The sequence below is a fragment of the Citrobacter sp. Awk 4 genome, assembly GCF_028069725.1.
Taxonomy (GTDB): Bacteria; Pseudomonadota; Gammaproteobacteria; order Enterobacterales; family Enterobacteriaceae; genus Citrobacter_D.
The window spans coordinates 1-19,303 of the sequence record NZ_JANEWG010000056.1 but is presented as its reverse complement, the minus strand read 5'-3'; the positions used below and the strand labels follow the sequence as shown (position 1 = coordinate 19,303).

The 19,303-nt window shown below is 51.7% G+C and carries 16 protein-coding genes, 1 other RNA gene and 1 pseudogene; 6 read left to right on the top strand and 12 right to left on the bottom strand.

The window, feature by feature from the left end; genetic code table 11:
- Positions 1-50: 50 nt before the first annotated feature.
- Positions 51-284: pseudogene (locus NNO04_RS18730) on the bottom strand (MetQ/NlpA family ABC transporter substrate-binding protein); the annotation flags it as partial.
- Between the two features lie 267 nt (positions 285-551).
- Between NNO04_RS18730 and ynhH the strand changes: the two are divergent.
- The 3 genes from ynhH to lpp all read left to right on the top strand — a co-directional run bounded on the left by ynhH (position 552) and on the right by lpp (position 2,738).
- A complete protein-coding gene (ynhH, locus tag NNO04_RS22925; protein ID WP_442870749.1) occupies positions 552-764 on the top strand; it encodes a protein YnhH in 213 nt (70 codons plus the stop codon).
- A gap of 7 nt (positions 765-771) precedes the next feature.
- The gene (gene pykF, locus NNO04_RS18725) at positions 772-2,193 is read left to right on the top strand and encodes a pyruvate kinase PykF (RefSeq protein WP_162380465.1); all 1,422 of its coding nucleotides are present in this window, start codon (positions 772-774) and stop codon (positions 2,191-2,193) included.
- A gap of 308 nt (positions 2,194-2,501) precedes the next feature.
- A complete protein-coding gene (gene lpp / locus NNO04_RS18720) occupies positions 2,502-2,738 on the top strand; it encodes a murein lipoprotein Lpp (protein WP_001082307.1) in 237 nt (78 codons plus the stop codon).
- Between the two features lie 69 nt (positions 2,739-2,807).
- On the opposite strand, the gene ldtE is transcribed toward lpp, so the two are convergent.
- The 10 genes from ldtE to ydiJ all read right to left on the bottom strand — a co-directional run bounded on the left by ldtE (position 2,808) and on the right by ydiJ (position 13,991).
- Positions 2,808-3,812: a L,D-transpeptidase LdtE gene (gene ldtE / locus NNO04_RS18715; protein ID WP_271445958.1), complete on the bottom strand. Its 1,005-nt coding sequence runs from the start codon at positions 3,810-3,812 to the stop codon at positions 2,808-2,810.
- Between the two features lie 99 nt (positions 3,813-3,911).
- On the bottom strand, positions 3,912-4,328 hold the full coding sequence (gene sufE / locus NNO04_RS18710) for a cysteine desulfuration protein SufE (RefSeq protein WP_271445957.1): 417 nt from the start codon (positions 4,326-4,328) through the stop codon (positions 3,912-3,914).
- Between the two features lie 12 nt (positions 4,329-4,340).
- A complete protein-coding gene (gene sufS, locus NNO04_RS18705; RefSeq protein ID WP_271445956.1) occupies positions 4,341-5,561 on the bottom strand; it encodes a cysteine desulfurase SufS in 1,221 nt (406 codons plus the stop codon).
- Entirely contained in the window at positions 5,558-6,829 is a 1,272-nt protein-coding gene (sufD, locus tag NNO04_RS18700) for a Fe-S cluster assembly protein SufD (RefSeq protein WP_271445955.1), read from the bottom strand. The genes sufS and sufD overlap by 4 nt, the downstream gene beginning before the upstream one ends.
- Positions 6,804-7,550, bottom strand: coding sequence for a Fe-S cluster assembly ATPase SufC (gene sufC / locus NNO04_RS18695; protein WP_271445954.1), 747 nt, complete (start codon positions 7,548-7,550; stop codon positions 6,804-6,806). Before sufC ends, sufD begins: the two co-directional genes overlap by 26 nt.
- Positions 7,551-7,559: 9 nt before the next feature.
- Entirely contained in the window at positions 7,560-9,047 is a 1,488-nt protein-coding gene (gene sufB, locus NNO04_RS18690) for a Fe-S cluster assembly protein SufB (protein ID WP_271445953.1), read from the bottom strand.
- Between the two features lie 8 nt (positions 9,048-9,055).
- Positions 9,056-9,424: a Fe-S cluster assembly scaffold SufA gene (sufA, locus tag NNO04_RS18685; RefSeq protein WP_271445952.1), complete on the bottom strand. Its 369-nt coding sequence runs from the start codon at positions 9,422-9,424 to the stop codon at positions 9,056-9,058.
- A gap of 815 nt (positions 9,425-10,239) precedes the next feature.
- Positions 10,240-10,428, bottom strand: coding sequence for a YdiH family protein (locus NNO04_RS18680; protein WP_162380473.1), 189 nt, complete (start codon positions 10,426-10,428; stop codon positions 10,240-10,242).
- 99 nt (positions 10,429-10,527) lie between these two features.
- Complete coding sequence (gene menI / locus NNO04_RS18675; RefSeq protein WP_271445951.1) at positions 10,528-10,938, bottom strand: 1,4-dihydroxy-2-naphthoyl-CoA hydrolase; 411 nt, start codon at positions 10,936-10,938, stop codon at positions 10,528-10,530.
- Entirely contained in the window at positions 10,935-13,991 is a 3,057-nt protein-coding gene (gene ydiJ / locus NNO04_RS18670) for a D-2-hydroxyglutarate dehydrogenase YdiJ (protein WP_271445950.1), read from the bottom strand. The genes menI and ydiJ overlap by 4 nt, the downstream gene beginning before the upstream one ends.
- A gap of 301 nt (positions 13,992-14,292) precedes the next feature.
- On the opposite strand from ydiJ, the gene ydiK reads away from it, so the two are divergent.
- The 3 genes from ydiK (at position 14,293) to aroD (ending at position 16,648) form a co-directional block, all read left to right on the top strand.
- On the top strand, positions 14,293-15,396 hold the full coding sequence (gene ydiK / locus NNO04_RS18665) for an AI-2E family transporter YdiK (protein ID WP_271445949.1): 1,104 nt from the start codon (positions 14,293-14,295) through the stop codon (positions 15,394-15,396).
- 265 nt (positions 15,397-15,661) lie between these two features.
- Positions 15,662-15,769, top strand: an RNA gene (gene rprA / locus NNO04_RS18660) — antisense sRNA RprA.
- A 126-nt stretch (positions 15,770-15,895) separates the two neighbouring features.
- Positions 15,896-16,648, top strand: coding sequence for a type I 3-dehydroquinate dehydratase (aroD, locus tag NNO04_RS18655; protein WP_271445948.1), 753 nt, complete (start codon positions 15,896-15,898; stop codon positions 16,646-16,648).
- A 64-nt stretch (positions 16,649-16,712) separates the two neighbouring features.
- Here the strand turns inward: aroD and ppsA are convergent, their stop codons facing one another.
- Positions 16,713-19,091, bottom strand: a complete 2,379-nt coding sequence (ppsA, locus tag NNO04_RS18650; RefSeq protein ID WP_271445947.1) for a phosphoenolpyruvate synthase — start codon at positions 19,089-19,091, stop codon at positions 16,713-16,715.
- Positions 19,092-19,303 lie beyond the last annotated feature (212 nt).

Sequence of the window (19,303 nt, the reverse complement as noted above, 5' to 3'; positions counted from 1 at the left end):
AATCGGCTCCAGGCCGGGTCAGGCGAAGCCGCCTCCCGGCACAGAACAGATTAGTTATTTACCGGGATCACCGCGCCTTTATATTTGGCGCGGATCCAGTCCTGAATCGCCTTAGAGTGCAGAACGTCAACCAGCGCCACAATATCCTTCTTCTTCTCATCGCCACGATGCACGGTAATGATGTTGGCGTACGGGCTATCGACAATGTCGCTGATGCGGGCAGACACTTTATCCACGCCAGGTTTCAGTGAGATCCCCCTTTGTTCAAAAATCGACATGATACGCCACTAATTGATTAAAAAAGAATTTGTTATAACTTCAGAGCATAAAAGCGTAGAGAGGTGAATTCAGGCTTTGGCACTATTTTTGTAATGCTAAAGCATAGGATTGTTTCTGTTGCGCAACACTTTCGCCTTCTGGAGGGCCACTCCTGGTGCGGGTAGTAACGCCTTAATAACAATTTGTTGTGAATCTGCACAGAAGATTTTTGAAACGCTGTTTTTATTTTCCTTTTGGATAAACTTCAGCGTATAATGCGCGCCAATTGACTCTTGAATGGTTTCAGCAGATTGGACTATAGAACTCAACGACTCACATTATCCCCTTCCCGTTGGGCTGAAACACGAGCACACATTCTTCTGCACGCTCCTTCGATGTCACCTATCCTTAGAGCGATGTACCACCACTTTCGCAACACAGGTTTAGCTTCCTGGCCGTGCGCCCCGGAAGCCAGATTTCCATATCCTTCTCAACTTAAAGACTAAGACTGTCATGAAAAAGACCAAAATTGTTTGCACCATCGGCCCGAAAACCGAATCTGAAGAGATGTTAAGCAAAATGCTGGACGCGGGCATGAACGTCATGCGTCTGAACTTCTCTCACGGCGATTACGCAGAGCATGGTCAGCGTATCCAGAACTTGCGCAACGTGATGAGCAAAACCGGTAAAAAAGCCGCAATCCTGCTCGACACGAAAGGTCCGGAAATCCGTACCATCAAACTGGAAGGCGGTAACGATGTTTCCCTGAAAGCGGGCCAGACCTTTACCTTCACAACCGACAAAACCGTGATTGGTAACAACGAAATCGTTGCCGTGACTTACGAAGGTTTCACCACTGACCTGAGCGTAGGCAACACCGTTCTGGTCGACGATGGTCTGATCGGTATGGAAGTGACCGCCATCGAAGGTAACAAAGTTATCTGTAAAGTACTGAACAATGGCGATCTGGGCGAAAACAAAGGCGTAAACCTGCCGGGCGTTTCTATCGCACTGCCAGCACTGGCTGAGAAAGACAAACAGGACCTGATCTTTGGTTGTGAGCAAGGCGTTGACTTCGTTGCCGCATCCTTCATCCGTAAGCGTTCTGACGTGGTTGAAATCCGTGAGCACCTGAAAGCGCACGGCGGCGAGAAGATCCAGATCATCTCCAAAATCGAAAACCAGGAAGGCCTGAACAACTTCGACGAGATCCTCGAAGCGTCTGACGGCATCATGGTTGCTCGTGGCGATCTGGGTGTAGAAATCCCGGTTGAAGAAGTGATCTTCGCGCAGAAGATGATGATCGAGAAATGTGTCCGCGCACGTAAAGTGGTTATCACTGCAACGCAGATGCTGGACTCCATGATCAAAAACCCACGCCCAACCCGCGCAGAAGCAGGCGACGTGGCTAACGCCATCCTCGACGGTACCGATGCAGTCATGCTGTCTGGCGAATCCGCAAAAGGTAAATACCCGTTGGAAGCCGTCTCCATCATGGCAACCATCTGCGAACGTACCGACCGCGTAATGACCAGCCGTCTGGACTACAATAACGACAGCCGTAAACTGCGTATCACTGAAGCCGTATGTCGTGGCGCAGTAGAAACCGCAGAGAAACTGGAAGCTCCGTTGATCGTAGTTGCGACCCGTGGTGGTAAATCTGCGCGTGCAGTACGTAAATACTTCCCGGATGCGACCATTCTGGCGCTGACCACCAATGAAACCACCGCGCGTCAGCTGGTGCTGAGCAAAGGGGTTATTCCACACCTGGTGAAAGAAATTGCGTCTACGGATGATTTCTACCGTCTGGGTAAAGAAGTGGCTCTGCAGCTGGTTGAACGCGGTCTGGCGCAGAAAGGCGACGTTGTGGTCATGGTTTCCGGTGCGCTGGTACCAAGCGGCACCACCAACACGGCGTCTGTTCACGTGCTGTAATAATTCCTGAGTGAATTAATTTGTTTAAAAAGCGCCCTTGCGGCGCTTTTTTTATTTTATCAATAGCCACTATTAATAAAAAATCAAATCGGATTTCACTATCTAATTACTGATTATCTAAGATGAATCCGATGGAAGGATTCTGTTTTCACTCGGTTTTTTAGACGATTTTGCTCAATTCGGTGCTTCTTTGAGCGAACGATCAAAAATAAGTGCATTAGCATCAAAAAAATATTCTCAACCTAAAAAACTTTGTGTAATACTTGTAACGCTACATGGAGATTAACTCAATCTAGAGGGTATTAATAATGAATCGTACTAAACTGGTACTGGGCGCGGTAATCCTGGGTTCTACTCTGCTGGCAGGTTGCTCCAGCAACGCTAAAATCGATCAGCTGTCTTCTGACGTTCAGACTCTGAACGCTAAAGTTGACCAGCTGAGCAACGACGTGAACGCAATGCGTTCCGACGTTCAGGCTGCTAAAGACGACGCAGCTCGCGCTAACCAGCGTCTGGACAACCAGGCTACTAAATACCGTAAGTAATAGTACCTGTGTAATAAAAATGGCGCACATTGTGCGCCATTTTTTTTGTCTGCAATTTCCCCTTCCCTGTTACTGTGTCACACGCTGCTCCGTACCATTCCCCGCCTGACCATTCTGCGCAGATTCAACCGTTGGGAGATTATTCGCAACCGGCGTCTGTCGGGCCGTAACGGCCACGGGATATCCCGCGCGACGATACAGCGCTTTCTCTACCAGTCCATGATCCACATTCTTGTCCGCTTTGAACTGGCTAAAACCCGCTGGCAGCACATAAGGCATGGTCTGTACGTTTTGTTCTTCTTCCGGCGACAGCGGCCGATGCACTTCAACATAACGTATACCATTAGGCTCAACGGAGAATTTTACCGGCTCATTGATCACTTTTACCGGCGTTCCGGTCCTGACCTGAGCAAACAACGCCTTAATGTCAGGCGCATTCATACGGATACAACCAGAGCTAACACGCAGACCGACGCTGTCCGGCGCGCTGGTGCCATGAATGAGATACTCTCCGTGACCATGCGCCAGACGCAGCGCATAGCGTCCTAACGGGTTATTAGGCCCGGCCGGCACCACAGGCGGTAGCGTAATACCACGTTCAAGAGAACGTTTACGAATGCCTGGCGTCGGTGTCCATGTCGGGTTAGGGATTTTCTGGCCGACACGGGTTTCCATCACCGGAGTTTCCAGCCCCTGCAAACCAATGCCAATTGGGAATACCTGAACCAGATTCTCCCCTGGCGGATAATAGTAAAGTCGCAGTTCCGCCAGATTCACAATGATGCCTTCGCGCGGCGCATCCGGTAATAACAATTGAGAGGGGATGGTAATCAGCGTTCCGGCTTTCGGAACGGGAGCGATGGTGTTATTCGCTTCCAGAATCAGCATCGCGGCGGTATCGAAACGCCGGGCAATCGCCTGTAAATTCTTATCGCCTTCCTGAACGGTGTACGTTTGATTTTGCCCAACCAGACGACTTCCTGCTGGCGGTAAGGGATAATCCACCGCCCAGGCTGCCTGTAAGGCGCTGTAAGCGCCGAAAAGTGTAATAGTAATGAGAGACACGCGTTTCATACCCAAACTCCTGTATTCACTGGCTATGAGCCAGAAGGCTGAAAGTCCGACAAGGCAAAGCACCACCTTGCCTAACAGGATGAAAGCTGTCTATTGAGTTTAGCTAATAGTGGCGGCTTTGGTGCGGATGGCACGTATCATTGCCTCCAGTCCCTGTGAACGGGAAGGTGTCAAATGCTGCGCAAGCGCCATTTTTTCAAACCACGGCCGCACATCAAAATTCACAATATCCCGGGCCGTCATCTGGTCGTACAAAATGAACACAACGCCGATAAGTCCCTTCACAATTGCCGCATCACTGTCGCCCTGCAACTCAATAATGCCTTCAGCATTCTGACGCATAACGATCCATACCTGACTCTGACATCCTTGAATACTGTTTTCCGGGTTACGATCCTGCTCAGTTAATTCTGGCAGACGCTGTCCCAATTCAATGATGTACAGATACTTCTCTTCCCAATTAGCGCATCGCTGAAAATTACGCAACAATTTTTCTTTATCCGGTAGCGCGGCCATAGTGTCTCCCTGTTACCCCAGCAGGCGGTGAATACGTACAAGACCTGTCACCAGGCGATCCACTTCTTCATGGGTGTTATACATTGCCAGCGACGCCCGGCACATGGCAGGAACGTGATAGAACGCCATCAGCGGCATCGCACAATGATGCCCGGTACGCACAGCAATGCCGTAGTTGTCCAGGAAACTCCCCACATCATAGGCGTGATGTTTACCAAGATTAAACGCAATAACGCCAAGCCGATTTTCCGGTCCGTACAACGTCAGTTCCGGCACATCGGCCAGCTGCTCCAGCGCGTAGTGCATTAAATGCTGCTCATACTCGCTGATGTCCGCGAGTCCCAGCGCCGAGACATACTCTATTGCCGCGCCGAGTCCTACAATGCCGCCAGTATTTGGCGTGCCCGCCTCAAAACGCCAGGGGGCTTTTGCCCAGGTGGTTCCCTGCGTCAGGCTGACCGTGGCGATCATCGACCCGCCGCCTTCCCACGGCGGCATTTCCTGCAACAGCGCCTCTTTGACATACAGAACGCCAATGCCCGTCGGCCCATACAATTTATGCCCGGAGAAGACATAAAAATCACAGTCCAGCGCCTGCACATCGACCTTGTGATGCATCACCGCCTGCGCGCCATCCACCAGCACTTTCGCACCGTACTGATGGGCGAGCGCAATCATTTCCGGCAATGGATTTTCTGTTCCCAGCACATTGGAGACGTGCGTAATCGCCAGTAGCTGCGTGTTGTCATCAAACAGAGTATCCAGAATATCCAGTTGCAACGTGCCGTCCGGGTTTAGCGGGATCACCCGCAGTTCCGCCCCGACGCGCGAACACAGCATCTGCCAGGGCACGATGTTGGCGTGGTGTTCCATTTCGCTGATAATGATGTTGTCGCCCGCACGGATATTGCTGTTACCCCAACTGTTCGCCACCAGATTAATGCCTTCCGTCGTACCGCGAACAAACACTAATTCTTCCGCAGAGAGAGCATTGATAAACAGCGATGCCAGCTTACGAACGTTTTCCATTTTCTCCGTGGCCTGCGCACTCAGCGTGTGAATACCACGATGAACCGCCGCATAACCGTGTCGATAAAATTCGGCCTCAGCATCAATAACCAGATTGGGTTTTTGCGCACTGGCCGCGCTATCCAGATAGGCCAACGGCAGACCATTGACTTCACGCGTCAGGACAGGAAAGTCCGCCCGTACTTTTTCGATGGGAAAAGTCATGCTACGCCTCCCGGCAGGCGAAGACCTATTCGCGCCAGCACCTGTTGTTTGAGCACATCATCACCGAGAGCTTCCGTCAGCTCTGCGGCAAATGCATAAAGGATCATCTGTTGCGCGTCCTGCTGCCCAATCCCCCGCGAGCGCAGGTAGAACATCTGCTCATTATCGATACGTCCTACCGTCGCCCCGTGACTGCACTTCACATCATCAGCATAAATTTCCAGTTGCGGCTTAGTATCGACTTCAGCGAGTTTCCCCAGTAGCAAGTTGTTATTGGTCATCTGCCCGTCGGTTTTGATCGCGTGCTGCGCCACGGTGATCACGCCATTAAAAACGGCCCTGCCTTTATCGCTGACGATGGTTTTATGCAACTGACGGCTGTTGCAGTAGCCTTTGTTGTGTTCCAGCCAGGTCCGGGTATCACACACTTCATTTTTTACCGGCATTGCCAGGCTGTTGATCCGAAGGGTGGTATTTTCGCCGTTAAGCTGCGTGCTGGTATTGTGCCGCAGCACGGCATCGCCTAACAGGAAGCTGTGGCTGTGCGCGGTGGCATCACCGGCAAGTCGCAGATCGTTATGCGCAAAATGATGGCTCTCCGGATTTTCAAACACCAGCTTGATGTGATGCAGATGCGCATTCGCGCCGACGTTCATCGTTAACCGTGCCCCGGTGAAATGACATGTGTCATCGAGGCTGACGTAGTGTTCAATAATCGTTGCCTCAGCACCTTCAGCCAGCACAAAGTGATGGCGATAATGTGCGGTATTCACTTCATCACCGTCCACGCCTTGTGTGATATGCATCAGGAGCAGGGGTTTCGCAGGCCGTTGATGGCGTTTAACGCGAATGTGGCTACCGCGTTGGGCGAGACTTTCGGTTAAATGCAGGAATACCTCAGGTTGAATCGGTGCAACCCAGGTTTGCCGTTCATCATTGAACGTGACCTCAAAACCACTCCCTTCCGTGCTGTCACTCAGCTCTGGGCTAAATTGCCCATCGACAAACACCAGGCGAACGGCATCAATGTCTAAGGCCAGGGCCTTGCATTGTGCCGGGGTAATCTCAGCAAAGTGGCTGACAAAAGTGCTGTTGGTTAATCCTTCAAGCGGCGTGTACTTCCAGTTTTCATGCTTACGCGTCGGCAATCCCAGACGCAGCATCTGTTGCAGATGCTGCTGTGCATGTTCTGAACGCGATTCTCCCTGCGCTTCAAACAGACGATGCCATTGTTGCAGCACGCTACTGTTGTTCGGTAAGCCAGCCATATCCCTGCTCCTCCAGTTGTTTGACCAGAGTGAAATCACCGGACTTCACAATCCGCCCCTGATACAAAACGTGAACGTAATCAGGTTTGATATAGTCAAGAATACGCTGATAGTGGGTGACGATAATGAACGCGCGTTTCCCGTCACGCAGGGCATTGACCCCATCGGCGACAATTTTTAGCGCATCAATATCCAGCCCGGAATCAGACTCATCAAGGATGCACAGTTCCGGCTCCAGTACGGCCATCTGCAGAATGTCATTACGCTTTTTCTCACCGCCCGAGAAACCGACGTTCACGGAGCGTGTTAACAAATCTTCCGGCATCTTCAGGAGCGCCATTTTGTCTTCCACCAGATCCTGAAAATCAAAGCGATCCAGAGACTCTTCACCCCGGTAGCTACGCACCGCATTGAGTGCGGTTTGTAGAAAGAATTGGTTACTGACGCCAGGGATCTCCACCGGATACTGAAATGCCATGAAGATCCCTTCTCCCGCCCGCTCTTCCGGCGACAGTTCGAGGAGATTTTTCCCTTTAAACTCGACCTGGCCCTGGATGATTTCATAATCTTCGCGTCCGGCAAGCGTAGCGGATAAGGTGCTCTTTCCGGAACCATTAGGCCCCATAATGGCATGCACCTCTCCAGGACGGATCTCAAGATCAACGCCCCGCAGAATCGCGTTATCGTCAACACTGACCTGTAAATTTTTAATGCTTAACATGAGCTTTCCTTATCCAACGCTGTGTTCAAGGCTAATCGCCAGCAATTTTTGCGCTTCAACCGCAAACTCCAGCGGCAATTCGGAGAAGACATCCTTACAAAAGCCGTTGACAATCATCGAGATGGCGTCTTCTTCACTGATCCCGCGTTGCAGACAGTAAAACAACTGGTCTTCGCCAATGCGCGAAGTGGTCGCCTCGTGCTCCAGTTGGGCGCTGTTATTTCGGCACTCAACATACGGGAAGGTATGCGCGCCACACTCCGTGCCGATAAGCATAGAGTCGCACTGGGTAAAGTTTCGCGCGTTGGTCGCCGTTGGCATGATCTTCACCAACCCGCGATAACTGTTCTGGCTATGCCCTGCGGAGATCCCTTTCGAGATGATGGTTGAACGGGTATTTTTGCCGATGTGGATCATCTTGGTGCCGGTATCCGCCTGCTGATAGCCGCTGGTTAACGCGACGGAATAGAATTCGCCGATGGAGTTGTCGCCGCGCAGAATACAGCTCGGGTATTTCCAGGTGATGGCCGAGCCGGTTTCCGACTGGGTCCACGACATCTTGCTATTTTCGCCTTCGCACAGCGCACGCTTCGTCACAAAATTCAGAATGCCGCCAGTGTTGTTATCACCGGGGAACCAGTTTTGCACCGTGGAGTATTTCACTTCAGCGTCTTTGTGGATGATCACTTCGACGACCGCCGCATGCAGCTGATAGCTGTCGCGGACCGGCGCAGAGCACCCTTCGATATAACTCACGTAGCTCCCTTCCTCCGCTACCAGAATGGTGCGTTCAAACTGGCCGGTTTTTTCCGCATTAATGCGGAAATAGGTGGAAAGCTCCATCGGGCAGCGCACGCCTTTCGGCACATAGATAAACGTGCCGTCAGACGCCACGGCAGCGTTAAGCGCCGCAAAAAAGTTGTCATTCCCCGGAACCACGGTGCCGAGATATTTCCTCACCAGTTCAGGATGATCGTGAATCGCTTCGCCAAAAGAACAGAAGATGATGCCCTGTTCCCCCAGTTTTTCACGGTAGGTAGTGGCCACTGAAACGGAGTCGAAAATGGCGTCCACCGCTACATTTTGACCTTCATGCACCGGTACCCCTAGCTGGGCAAACGCATCCTCCACCTCTTTGCTTAAAAAGGCATTTGCCCCGGTCTGCTGTACAGCACCAGGTTCAGAGGCGCACGTATCGTCGCAGTTACCGCACGAAGGGGCTGAGTAATAGCTGTAGTCCTGATAATTCAGTTTGTCGTAATGCGCTTTGAGCCAGTGTGGTTCCTCCATCTCAAGCCATGCACGAAACGCGTTGAGGCGAAATTCGAGCATCCATTCTGGCTCGTGGCGTTTTGCAGAAATAGCGCGAACCACCTCTTCATTAATGCCTTTTTCCAGCTCGTCGGTTTGCAACTGGGTGAAAAACCCCTCTTTATAGTTGAGGTGTCCACCCGTCCAGGTTTTGACATCGTCAGTTGCTTCAGTATTACGAGACATAGTACCGCCTATACCCCGAAGCTTTCGCCGCAGCCACATTCATTCTGCGCTTTCGGGTTATGAAATTTGAATATTTGATTTAATCCTTCACGCACATAATCGACTTCCGTTCCGTCGATAAACGGCATGGCCTGCAACGGCACATACAGTTTCGCGCCATCGAATTCGAACAGCAGATCGTCTTTGTGCGGCTCACTCACCGTCGCCAGCACATAGCCAAACCCTGCACACCCGGTTTGCTTCACGCCTAAACGCACCCCCTGCATATCCGGCTGCTTAGCAACCAGCTCGCGAATATGCGCTGCCGCGGCGGGCGTTAACGTCAACCCGCGCCAGACGAAGTCGTCCGGATTAAATGTTCCCGAATGCAATTCCATAGGTTCACCTCATGTCATGAGCCACCAGGGCATAACATCATGTTAGTGATAATGATTCTCACTTCAACCCTTTATCCGCAGGGGCATTCGTTTAAATCGCCCTTTTTGGCTACGTTAACTAAGCATAGACCCTGCTACGCGGGATTACAGGGAACGATGATTTTGCTCAATGTGTTGATTAATAATAAATTAATGAGAGGTTATCGTTCTGGCAGGTCAAATAATAAAAGATGTATAGAAAATGCCTATTTGTGAAATAGGCGCACCTGTCATGTGGCCAGGCTAACGAACCACCAGGAGTGCAAATAGCACTGAAATGAATGAAGAACAGGTATGACGCGTTCGACGACAACCATCATCAAACAAGATTAAAAGGATGCTATTGAAGAAGAGAGAGAAACGACAGACCGTGAGGAAATGACCAACGAACGGTCAGCGCTGCGATACAGCGCTGACCGTTCGCCTTCCCCATCCGGCGCTTATCTCCGGCACTCATTTCTGGCTTAGCTCTTGAAGGGGCATAAGAATACTCTCATAACATAACGGTGCCTTTTTAACACAAATTGCGGTTTGCCTTTTTTATGCGCCATATTAAGCACCTGGGCGCACTAATAGTCAGGTTTTATCCCCGCTTCAAGGAACAAGCGCAAAGCTGCCGGCAGGCCAGGGTTAGTGAATGAAAGCGCTCTTGAATTGAGTGCGAAAGTGAACAGCGGTGAAATGGCGTGGTATGCAGATAAAAAATAACCCCGGCGGGAAATGGTCGGGGTTTTCTGTTTGACATTATAAGCTGTCGTCTTTCAGGTAATCCGGAATCAATGCACGCCCAACCGCCATGCAAAATAAATTTCCTCTTTCAGCTCAGTAGAGGAAAGCGCGAGTAAATCGGCAAATTCCAGCTCGAGTTGTTTCAAACGTTTCAGATACTGCGCGGGAGAAAGATCGGTTTTATCGCGGCGAATAAATTCAATGGCCAGTTGGGTTGGGTCTAATTGGGTAGACATATCATCCTCACTTTTGTTCAAAACGTGCACAGTATATCACTTTCCACTGTGCACATTACGAACAAAAACAAAATCAGGCTGATAATTAAAGTGACACCGTCACAAAATAACCGTTGTCAGCCGTGAAGTACAACACAGGCGCCCCTGTTCATCGAAGATCTCAATTTGCCAGACCTGATGGCGCGAACCCGTATGTAACGCTTTACACACGCCCCTCACGCGCCCCTCGCGGGCGGAACGAATGTGGTTGGCATTCACCTCCAGCCCTACCACTTTTTGTTCGCCCTGGGTACACAAGTAACCGGCAACCGAGCCGATACTTTCTGCCAGTACAACCGACGCCCCGCCGTGCAACAGGCCAAAAGGTTGTTTTGTCCGGCGATCCACGGGCATTGTCGCCTCCAGTGTATCGTCGCCAATATGATCAAATCGGATATCCAGCAGTCCGACCATGTTTCCTTCCCCCATCGCATTAAGCGCGTCGAGAGAAACTTCACGTTTCCAGATCATCCAATAATCTCCAACAATGCCTGTAGTGGATGGCGAACGCCGGTGCCTTCAACACGCTTGACCTGGCTCCGGCAGGAATAACCGGTCGCAAGACAGCGGTTGCGCGGCAGTCGCTGCATCGCCTGACGCCATGATAGCTCGTAGATCCCCAGCGAGTTCTCATGATTTTTAACTTCGTGCCCATAGGTACCCGCCATCCCGCAGCAGCCGACGCTGACATTTTCCAGTCTGGCGCCAAATCGGGCAAAAATATCCCCCCACTGCGCCACTGCGCCGGGTAAGGCCGTCACTTCGGTACAATGGCCAAAGAAATACCAGGGCTCACCGCTGACTGTCAGCGGCTGTATCGGCTCGAGCACTTTTGGCAGCCATTCATGAACCAGTTGCACGTGGAAATCGCCACGCTGTTCGCCCAGCGCCAGCTTATATTCATCGCGATAGCAGAGAACCAGCGCCGGATCGACGCCCACCATCGGTATCCCCAGCGCAGCCACGCGATTGAGGAATTCAGACGTCTTCTTCGCGGTTTTCGCAAAACGTTTGAGAAAACCTTTGATGTGCTGAGCCTTGCCATTCGGTGAGAACGGCAGCAGCACCGGCTGTAATCCCAGTTTTTCCACCAGTCGAACGAAATCTGCCACCACCTGCGCGTCGTAATAACTGGTGAACGGATCCTGCACCACCAGCACCGTACGGGATTTTTGCTCGAAATTTAACAACTCCAGCTGTTCCAGCGTCATATTGGCGCTGCGGTGCCCGACCATTTGTTGCTGGAGTGACGGCGTAGAAAGCAGCGGCAAATCAACCATCCCAATGTGTTTTTTGGACAGTGAGCGCACCAGCGGTTGATTAATAAAGAAGTTGAATGTTTTTGGCGCCCGCGCCATCAACGGCGCATAGGTTTCCACTGTCGCCACCAGATGATCGCGCAGAGGACGCAGGTAACGTGTGTGATAGAGCTGCAGGAAACGCGAGCGGAACTCCGGTACATCAATTTTGATTGGGCATTGCGTAGAACACGCCTTACAGGCCAGACACCCGGACATCGCCTCTTTCACTTCATGCGAGAAATCGTACTCGCCCTTGCGGGCATGCCAGCTGTTACGGGTTCGGGCAATCAATGTCCGCAAACTGGCGTGTTTTTCCGGCAGTTCGTGTTCCAGCTTAACAGGATCGATACCACGGTCGGCCAACAGCCGTAACCATTCCCGCACCAGCGTTGCGCGCCCTTTCGGGGAGTGGATACGGTTAAGACTGATTTTCATCGACGGACACATCGGGCTTTTGGCATCAAAATTAAAGCACAGCCCGTTGCCGTTACACTCCATCGCCCCACGCCACTCTTGTCTCACTGCGAGCGGGATCTGGCGATCGTAGGTGCCGCGCTTCACGGCATCCACTTTCATCATCGGCGCATCAATGCCTGCGGGCGGACAAATCTTCCCCGGATTCAGCCGGTTTTGCGGGTCGAATGCCGCTTTCACTTTCCGCAATTCACTGTACAGTTGCTCGCCAAAAAATGCCGGGCTGTACTCGGCGCGGAAACCTTTCCCGTGTTCGCCCCATAACAGGCCGCCATATTTTGCCGTCAGCGCCACCACGTCGTCAGAGATTTGCTTCATCAGAATCTCTTGCTGCGGATCGCACATGTCCAGGGCGGGTCGAACGTGCAATACCCCAGCGTCAACGTGACCGAACATGCCATAACTCAGGCCATGACTGTCCAGCAATGCGCGAAATTCGGCAATATAATCAGCAAGATGTTCTGGCGGCACACAGGTATCTTCAGCAAAAGGAATCGGTTTTGCCGTACCTTTGGCATTCCCCAACAAACCCACCGCTTTTTTACGCATCGCGTAGATACGTTCAACACCCGCCAGCTCAGTACAAAGCTGCCAGCCGATCACGCCTGCCTGCTGCCCGGCAATCAATCCATCCAGTCGCTCGCACAGCGCCTTGATCTGCGCGTCGATTAACGCTTCATCATCCCCTGCAAATTCGACGATGTTCAGACCCAACATCTCTTTATCTGGCACATCGGTGATGAGTTCACTGACGGAATGCCAGACAATGTCCTCCCGCGCGAGGTTGAGCACTTTAGAATCGACGGTTTCAACCGACAGCGCCCGCGCCTCAACCATAAACGACGCATTGCGTAACGCAGAGTCGAAAGAGTCATATTTCACATTCACCAGACGGCGAACTTTGGGCAGAGGGGTGATATCCAGACGCGCTTCGGTGATGAAGGCAAGCGTTCCTTCAGAACCCGTCAGGACGCGCGTTAAATCGAACTCCGTCATCTCATCATTAAAGACATGACGTAAATCGTAGCCCGTTAAAAACCGGTTCAGCTTCGGGAATTTATCGATAATCAGCTGACGGTTTTCACGACAGCATTGATAGACCGTATGGTAAATACGCCCTATCGTCGTATTGCTTTTACCTAACGTCTCAGCAAGCTCAACGGGAAGTGCCTGAGTGTCGAGAATATCGCCCCCCAGCAGCACCGCCCGCACGCCAAGGACATGGTCGGACGTTTTGCCATACACCAGCGAACCCTGGCCGGACGCATCGGTATTAATCATCCCTCCCAACGTCGCCCGGTTGCTGGTCGACAACTCCGGAGCAAAGAAATAGCCATACGGTTTCAGATACTGATTCAGCTGGTCTTTGATCACACCGGCTTCCACTCGTACCCACCCTTCTTCCGGGTTGATCTCAATGATACGGCTCATATAGCGCGACATATCAACGATAATGCCCTGATTCAGCGCCTGGCCGTTGGTGCCGGTGCCGCCGCCACGTGGGGTAAAGATGAGGGAGGTGAATCGCGGTTCTGCCGCCAGGCGGGCTACCAGCGCCACATCTGCCGTTGAACGGGGGAAAAGAACCGCATCCGGCAGAAGTTGATAGATACTGTTATCTGTCGACATTGTAAGGCGATCGGCGTAACTGGTCGCCATATCTCCCGTAAACCCTTGCTGTTCCAGTGCTTGCAAAAAGTTGAGCACCAGCTGAACGACGCCAGGTGCCTGAGAAATTTGTGGAATCATTATTGACCCTTTCCTGCGGTCTGTGTTGTGGAGTCTGGGCCTGTCCGATAATGGCTACTTTACAACCCGTTAGAAACAGTTCAGCTTCACAACGGCGTATAAAACAGCCTTTCAGGGCGGCACCTAATCGTTTGCGTGTTGCACTATTTGTTGTATCACATTTTTTTAATATGCGCTCAGCAGAATTACAGGCAGAATCTACCTGTCAAAAACCGCTGAAATTGCTCATTATTGTATACGAGTGACTCGCGTGTTCAGAACGCGTCAACATTCTGACGTACAGAAAAGGTGAAAAGTATTTATGGTAAACATTCGTCAGCCCAGGGATATTGCGCAAGTGCTGCTATCGGTGCTGTTTTTGGCCATCATGATTGTGGCATGTCTATGGATTGTACAACCCTTTATCCTTGGCTTTGCATGGGCAGGCACCGTGGTGATTGCGACCTGGCCTGTTTTGCTTCTTCTGCAAAAACTACTCTGGGGCCGTCGTTCTCTCGCGGTTCTGGTGATGACGCTCCTGCTGGTATTGCTGTTTGTAATCCCCATTGCGCTGTTGGTGAACAGCATTGTCGACGGCAGCGGTCCGCTGATCCACGCCATGAGCGCCGGTGACATGACGTTACCCGACCTTGCCTGGTTGAACAGTATTCCGCTGGTCGGTAGCAAATTGTATGCCGCCTGGCACAACCTGCTGGATATGGGCGGCTCAGGGATTATGGCCAAAATCCGGCCTTATATCGGCAGCACGACCGCCTGGTTTGTCGGTCAGGCGGCCCATATTGGCCGCTTTATGGTGCACTGTGGCCTGATGCTGTTGTTTAGCGCCCTGCTGTTCTGGCGCGGTGAGCAGGTTGCTTTAGGGGTCCGTCATTTTGCCAGCCGACTGGCGGCAAAACGTGGCGATGCGGCCGTTGTACTGGCAGCGCAAGCCATTCGCGCTGTGGCGCTTGGCGTCGTCGTCACCGCACTGGTGCAGGCTGTTCTTGGTGGTGTTGGTCTGGCCATCTCCGGCGTACCTTATGCCACATTGCTGAGCGTGCTGATGATCCTCTCCTGCCTGGTGCAACTGGGGCCTTTGCCGGTACTTATTCCATCCATCATCTGGCTCTACTGGACGGGCGACAACACCTGGGGCACCGTGCTGCTGGTGTGGAGTTGTGTGGTCGGTACGCTGGATAACGTCATTCGCCCAATGCTCATTCGCATGGGAGCTGATTTACCGTTGATTCTGATCCTTTCTGGGGTTATCGGTGGATTAATTGCGTTTGGCATGATTGGCCTGTTTATTGGTCCGGTGCTGTTAGCCGTCTCCTGGCGTCTGTTCTCCGCATGGGTGAATGAAGCTCCGCTTCCCGATGATGCTTCAGACAGTGTTCTGGAAGAACTGGCAGAACCCCGCAAATAGTTCGTAACAATATGGTTTTGCCGGAACGTACTTTTCTGGCAAAACCGTACCAAAGGACTGCCCGTTAACAACGCGCCGACGGGCAATCCCGATATTCCAAAACGCCAAACACTTTAGAATTACTAATCAATCAACCCCTTGATTAACCAATCTTGTTGCTAAATTTTTCTGTTTTCCCTTCTTTGTGTCGCAAATTCTTTACAGCTTTTAAACTATTGAGACGAATCTGATCGACGCAAAAAATCCCCATGCCTACTATTAGCTCACGGTTATAGATCAACACATTGATTTATAAGCATGGACATCCCCTGAGTGAAACAACGAATTGCTGTGTGTAGTCTTTGCCCATCTCCCACGATGGGCTTTTTTTTATTCTTCTATAGATGGACGCCTGGCCCCTTTATTTCTCAAATGTACTGAAAATCCGCTGAGCTTTAGTTGCAAAGCGATGCAGTGTTGCGGCATGTTGTAACGCAGACCAGGCATGTGAAGGGTAATAATGAATACGTTAACAATAAAAAATCTCGTCATTGGTGAAGGCGTTCCGAAAGTGATTGTCTCTTTAATGGGCAAGGACATCGCCACCCTAAAGACGGAAGCGCAAACCTATCTCAACGCTGATTTCGACATTCTGGAATGGCGCGCTGACCATTTTATGGATGTCGGTTCTGCACAATCAGTACTGAACGCGCTGGGCCATCTTCGCCAGATAATGGGAGATATCCCCTTACTCTTTACCTTCCGCAGCGCTCAGGAAGGGGGAGAACACGCGCTTTCCGTTGAGGAGTACACAGCACTTAATCTGGCGGTAATAGACAGCGGGCTTGCTGACATCATCGATATTGAACTGTATACCGGCGATAAACACGTAGAAAACCTTGTTGCCAGGGCGCATGAAAAAGGGGTTTATGTCGTCATGTCTAATCATGATTTTCACCAGACGCCAACCGCAGACGAAATCGTCCATCGGCTACGCAGAATGCAGGCATTAGGGGCGGATATCCCCAAAATTGCCGTCATGCCGCAGTCAAAACGCGATGTATTGACGCTGCTTACCGCTACGCTGGATATGCATGAGAACTATGCGGATCGGCCGATCATCACCATGTCGATGGCGAAAACAGGGGTCATTTCTCGTCTGGCGGGTGAAGTGTTTGGTTCTGCAGCCACCTTTGGCGCGGTGAAGAAAGCGTCAGCGCCGGGGCAGGTTTCTGTGAATGACTTACGCGCTATTCTGACCCTCCTGCACTAACCGCACATAAAAAAACGGCTCCTTTTGACGGGAGCCGTTCTCAATTTACGTGACGTAATTTATCTTACTTCTTCAGTTCCGCCAGGCTCAGCCAGGTTTGCACGACGGTATCCGGGTTCAACGAAAGACTGTCGATCCCCTCTTCCATCAGCCACGCAGCAAAGTCTTCGTGGTCGGACGGACCCTGACCGCAAATACCCACGTACTTACCTTGCTTCTTCGCCGCACGAATCGCCATCGACAGCAGTGCCTTAACCGCATCGTTACGTTCATCAAACAGCGCAGAAACGACACCGGAGTCACGGTCAAGACCCAGCGTGAGCTGCGTCATGTCGTTAGAGCCGATCGAGAACCCGTCAAAGTACTCGAGGAACTGCTCTGCCAGCAAGGCGTTGGACGGGATCTCACACATCATGATGAGCTTCAGTCCGTTTTCACCGCGTTTCAGCCCCTGGCGCGCCAGCTCTTCCACCACCGCTTTCGCCTGATCAACCGTACGCACAAACGGGATCATGATTTCAACGTTGGTCAGACCCATGTCATTACGCACGCGTTTAACCGCTTCACACTCAAGCGCAAAACAGTCACGGAAGCTATCGGAAACATAGCGGCCAGCGCCACGGAAGCCGAGCATCGGGTTCTCTTCTTCTGGCTCATAACGTTCGCCGCCTACCAGGTTGGCGTATTCGTTCGATTTGAAATCAGAGAGACGTACGATAACGCGTTTCGGGAAAAATGCGGCGCCCAGCGTCGCGATGCCTTCCGTCAAACGACCAACGTAGAACTCGCGCGGTGAATCGAAACCTTTCATCATTTCGCGAATTTCGTTTTGCAGTTTCACGTCCTGGTCATCAAACTCCAGCAGCGCACGAGGGTGCACGCCGATCATACGGTTGATGATAAATTCAAGACGCGCCAGGCCAACGCCTTCGTTCGGCAAGCAGGCAAAGTCAAACGCGCGATCCGGGTTGCCGACGTTCATCATGATCTTCAACGGCAGATCCGGCATGGTGTCAACGCTGGAACTTTTCACGCTAAAGTCGAGCAAATCAGCATATACGTAACCGGTGTCGCCTTCCGCGCAGGAGACGGTCACTTTATCGCCATCCTTCATGCGTTCGGTCGCATCGCCACAGCCAACCACTGCCGGGATACCCAGTTCACGCGCAATGATCGCCGCATGACAGGTACGACCGCCACGGTTAGTCACAATCGCCGCGGCTTTTTTCATGATCGGTTCCCAGTCCGGGTCGGTCATGTCAGTCACCAGCACGTCGCCGGGTTCAATACGGTTCATCTCGCTGATGTCATGAATGACCTTCACGGTACCCGCACCGATACGGTGGCCAATGGCACGACCTTCCGCAACGATTTTGCCATGAGCGTTCAGCGTGTAACGCTCCATCACCTGTCCACGAGAACGGACAGTTTCCGGGCGAGCCTGGACAATGAACAATTTACCGGTGTGACCGTCTTTCGCCCATTCGATATCCATCGGGCGACCGTAATGTTTCTCGATCTGCACCGCTTGTTTCGCCAGTTCTTGTACTTCCTCGTTGGTCAGCGAGAAAATGTCGCGTTGTTCCTGCGGCACATCTTCAATTTTGACCTGCTTTCCGTGCTCCTGCGTCGGCGCATAGACCATACGGATTTTTTTCGAACCCATAGTGCGACGAACAATGGAGGGACGGTTTGCCGCCAACGTCGGTTTGTGCACATAGAACTCATCCGGGTTAACCGCGCCCTGCACGACCATCTCGCCCAGACCCCAGGCGGAAGTAATGAAGACGACCTGGTCGAAACCCGACTCAGTATCAATGGAGAACATCACGCCGGAAGAGGCGAGATCTGAACGCACCATGCGCTGAACGCCCGCAGAAAGCGCAACGCCACGGTGGTCATAACCCTGATGCACACGGTAAGAGATCGCACGATCGTTAAACAACGACGCGAAGACATGTTTCACCGCCACCAGCACAGCATCAAACCCCTGTACGTTAAGGAAGGTTTCCTGCTGGCCTGCAAATGACGCGTCTGGCATATCTTCTGCCGTTGCGGAGGAACGCACCGCAAACGAAGCGTGTGCATCATCCGCAGAAAGTTGCGCGTACGCATCGCGGATGGCATTTTCCAGCTCAGGCTGGAAAGGAGTGTCGATAATCCACTGGCGGATCTGCGCACCGGCTTTCGCCAGCGCAGTGACATCGTCAATATCCGTTTTATCCAGCAGTTCATAAATGCGCTGGTTTACGCCGCTTTGGTCCAGAAACTGGTTAAACGCATCGGCGGTTGTCGCAAACCCATTCGGTACTGAAACACCCATACCGGAAAGGTTAGTAATCATTTCACCCAGGGAGGCATTTTTGCCCCCAACTCTGTCTACATCATTCATGCCGAGTTGGTTATACCAAAGCACCAGCGGTGACGAGCCATTGTTGGACATCGAACAATCCTTTTGTGATAAATGAACGAGTTTAGGAAACACATTATTGCGTATTTATCTTTGCATATTTAACCCGCCGAAAAAAACGGTGAATCGTTCAAGCAAATATATTTTTTCTTTTTTCAGATTGTTTCCGCATTTGCGCAAAGCCACGGACTACGGGCGATCCCCCTAAAAACAGTCGGTATAAACATCAGTTCCAAAAAATGAAA

Excerpts from the sequence above, each read along its gene's own strand:
- ppsA (WP_271445947.1), bottom strand. The coding sequence starts at position 19,091 with ATGTCCAACAATGGCTCGTCACCGCTGGTGCTTTGGTATAACCAACTC.
- ydiJ (WP_271445950.1), bottom strand. The coding sequence starts at position 13,991 with ATGATTCCACAAATTTCTCAGGCACCTGGCGTCGTTCAGCTGGTGCTC.
- aroD (WP_271445948.1), top strand. The coding sequence starts at position 15,896 with ATGAATACGTTAACAATAAAAAATCTCGTCATTGGTGAAGGCGTTCCG.
- sufB (WP_271445953.1), bottom strand. The coding sequence starts at position 9,047 with ATGTCTCGTAATACTGAAGCAACTGACGATGTCAAAACCTGGACGGGT.
- sufS (WP_271445956.1), bottom strand. The coding sequence starts at position 5,561 with ATGACTTTTCCCATCGAAAAAGTACGGGCGGACTTTCCTGTCCTGACG.
- sufE (WP_271445957.1), bottom strand. The coding sequence starts at position 4,328 with ATGGCCGCGCTACCGGATAAAGAAAAATTGTTGCGTAATTTTCAGCGA.
- sufA (WP_271445952.1), bottom strand. The coding sequence starts at position 9,424 with ATGGAATTGCATTCGGGAACATTTAATCCGGACGACTTCGTCTGGCGC.
- pykF (WP_162380465.1), top strand. The coding sequence starts at position 772 with ATGAAAAAGACCAAAATTGTTTGCACCATCGGCCCGAAAACCGAATCT.
- ydiK (WP_271445949.1), top strand. The coding sequence starts at position 14,293 with ATGGTAAACATTCGTCAGCCCAGGGATATTGCGCAAGTGCTGCTATCG.
- lpp (WP_001082307.1), top strand. The coding sequence starts at position 2,502 with ATGAATCGTACTAAACTGGTACTGGGCGCGGTAATCCTGGGTTCTACT.
- ldtE (WP_271445958.1), bottom strand. The coding sequence starts at position 3,812 with ATGAAACGCGTGTCTCTCATTACTATTACACTTTTCGGCGCTTACAGC.
- sufC (WP_271445954.1), bottom strand. The coding sequence starts at position 7,550 with ATGTTAAGCATTAAAAATTTACAGGTCAGTGTTGACGATAACGCGATT.
- NNO04_RS18680 (WP_162380473.1), bottom strand. The coding sequence starts at position 10,428 with ATGTCTACCCAATTAGACCCAACCCAACTGGCCATTGAATTTATTCGC.
- sufD (WP_271445955.1), bottom strand. The coding sequence starts at position 6,829 with ATGGCTGGCTTACCGAACAACAGTAGCGTGCTGCAACAATGGCATCGT.
- menI (WP_271445951.1), bottom strand. The coding sequence starts at position 10,938 with ATGATCTGGAAACGTGAAGTTTCTCTCGACGCGCTTAATGCGATGGGG.